At 47.9% G+C, this 752-nt stretch carries 1 protein-coding gene; it reads right to left on the bottom strand.

Features of this window, described 5'->3' with window-relative positions; genetic code table 11:
• Positions 1 to 11: 11 nt before the first annotated feature.
• A partial coding sequence (locus tag R7044_RS25135; RefSeq protein WP_225455988.1) for a CBS domain-containing protein occupies positions 12 to 752 on the bottom strand: 741 nt, incomplete at its 5' end.

Here is a 752-nt window from a genome sequence, read left to right on the forward strand (position 1 = left end):
TGGAAACGTGGTTACGATTCTTTTGAGTCTGGTTTTGTTGGCTCTTGTGTTTCTGGCTCAACGTTTTGTTTTTCTAACTCTTCGTCGTCGTCATCGCGGCTTTCGATTACGCCGTGCATTTCTTTCCAGCTTTCCCAGCGTTGGTAGGCCAGTTCTTGCATGTCGGTGCTCTTGTCGGCTTCGTCGATGATTTCTTCACCAACTAAGTGCTCAAAGATGTCTTCTAGTGTCACAAGGCCAAGCACGGTGCCGTATTCGTCGACCACAAGTGCCAGTTGTAGGCGGTGCGTCATCATTTGATCGAATACTTTTGGTAGCGCTGTATTGTTCAGAACCACTTGGATTGGACGCATGACCGCACCGAGTTGTTTCTGACCACTGCCTGATTGCTGCATCTTAAACAGTTCTAGACGATGCACAAAGCCGATGATGTTGTCTTTCTGCTCGCTGTATACCAGCGGACGTGAGAACGGTGTGTCTTTGTGTTTGTCCAGAAACTCATTGATGGTCATTGTTGCGTCAACGCGGAAGACAACAGGACGAGGTGTCATGACTTGTGTGACAGGCACATCTTGAATCCCTAGCAGGTTGCTTAAGATTTTAGATTCGCCTTCTGCAAACTCACCACTTTCGCGTGCCAAAATCGCCATCGCAGAAAGTTCATCACGCATTTTTGGTGCTTCGTGGTTACGAGCCAAACGCTTGGTGATTTGCTCTGAAAACCATACAAATGGCGTTAGCGCCCATACCAT

This window comes from Vibrio sp. 1402, assembly GCF_033340275.1.